1 protein-coding gene is annotated in these 2021 nt (G+C 33.5%); it reads left to right on the top strand.

Features of this window, described 5'->3' with window-relative positions:
- Nucleotides 1-90 precede the first annotated feature (90 nt).
- A partial coding sequence (locus Q0370_RS08660) for a S8 family serine peptidase (RefSeq protein ID WP_299574686.1) occupies nt 91-2021 on the top strand: 1931 nt, incomplete at its 3' end.

Below are 2021 nucleotides of genomic sequence, written 5' to 3'. Positions count from 1 at the left end.
ATATTTAAAACTTTTTTGTCGTTTTATATGGTATAATTATAACGAATGAAAAATTAATTATAAACAAATAATATACAAAGGAGTTTTAATATGAAAAAGATTTTATTATTAATTAGCCTTATTACCGTACTATCAAGTTGTGGCGGTGGTGGAGGCGGTGGAAGTTCTTCATCACAAACAGGTTCAGCCACTCCTGTTCCAACTCCAAACCAGCCTAGCAATAATAATAACCAAACACAAAATCCAAATCTTCCAAATAACAGTCAAACACAAAATAATCCGTCCCAATCGGGATTAAATAACCAATCAGGAACTAACAACAATAATTCTTCCCCAAGTCAAGTTCCAGAAAACAAAACTTTTACAGGAAGAGGCGTTGATGTTGCTGTATTAGATAGTGATTTTTTATCATCTGATGTTCATACTAATCAATTGTACAATAAACAAAGTTATATTGATGAAATAATAGATAAGGAGTTTAAAGACAGGTTTATTAAAGAGCCAATGGCTAATACAGCTTATTTAAGCAAAAATGATCACGGAATACTTGTAGCTTCTATTTTAGGTGGAAATAGTGGTACTGGTGCGACTGGTGCAAAAATTCACGGTGTAAGCATTAGTCAAGGAAGCGGATTTTATTTAGATATAAACAAATATCAAGAACTTCAAAATAGAGGAATTAGAATATATAGCCACTCTTTTGGTACACAACAAACATTAGGAGAATTTAATTCTACTAATTTTAGAGAGCCATTTAGAATATATTTAAGAAAACTTGGTGAAACAATTACTCTGCTAGAAAATGATAACAGAGTTAACAATTTAATAAATTTTTACAAAAATGCGGTAAATCAAGGTTCATTATTTGTTTGGGCTGCAGGTAACAGACGCGCTGATGAAACGACTATGGATGAAGTAAGTATTCAAGCAGGATTGCCTTATTATGTATCTGGACTTTATAAAGGATGGATTGCTGTAACAGGAGTACGTTCAGATGGAAGCGAATATAATCCTCATCTAGCAAGAGCAGGAAGAGCTAAATGGTGGACTGTAGCTGCAAATGGTGAATGCGGACTTCCAGGATGCTCAGAATACGGTTCATCCTTTGCAACACCAAAAGTATCTGCCCTTGCTGCTAAATTAAAAGAAAAATTTCCATGGATGACAGGACACGAAATACAGCAAACTATACTTACAACTGCAACAGATTTAGGAGATCCAGGCGTAGACAGTACTTTTGGATGGGGATTTTTAAATGAAGAAAAAGCATTAAAAGGCCCTTCTCAATTCAGTAATGAACTACTTGTTGGGGAACATGCTTCTAATGCAGGAGCAAAAGGTCAATTTAATGCAAATATTGGAGATAATATAACTTCAAAATTTGAAAATGACATTACAGGTTTAGGTGGTTTAAAAAAATCTGGTAATGGTAGATTAATATTATCTGGAAATAACGACTATCAAGGTGATACTACTGTAGAAGGCGGAACTTTAGAAATACAGAAAGAAAATGGATCGCCAATAACCATAAAATCAGGTGGAACTTTAGTAACTACTCCTACAACTGTTATCGGATTAAGAAATTACAGCGGAAACCTATCGCCAGTAAATGTGAAAAATGAAGGTGGAACTCTAGAAAATAGAGGCTCTGGAGCAGTTATAACTGGAAACTATGAAGCAACCGCAGGTTCTGTAACAAAAGCTCAAATAGGAACAAAACTCACAGTAAGAGGAACAGTAAACTTAAATGGAGGAAATACAACTTTACAAACATTAAGCAATGGAAGATATATTACTGCAAAACCTCTTTCCTCAACTGTGATTGAAGCTGAAAAGGGGATTAATGGAAATTTTGATAAAGTAGAAACTCCTGAATTGATAAATGGAACTGCAGAAATTGTTGATAATAAGATAAATGTAAAATTAAGCAGAAAAAATATATTAGACTATGTAGAAAAAATAGCAAAATCTGACGAAATGCAGAAAAATACTGCTCAAAACTTGGAAACTGCTTTCCAAAA

Origin of the sequence: uncultured Leptotrichia sp., from assembly GCF_938036635.1 — a bacterium.
Lineage (GTDB): Bacteria > Fusobacteriota > Fusobacteriia > Fusobacteriales > Leptotrichiaceae > Leptotrichia > Leptotrichia hongkongensis.
This window is presented reverse-complemented; position numbering and strand designations above follow the sequence as displayed.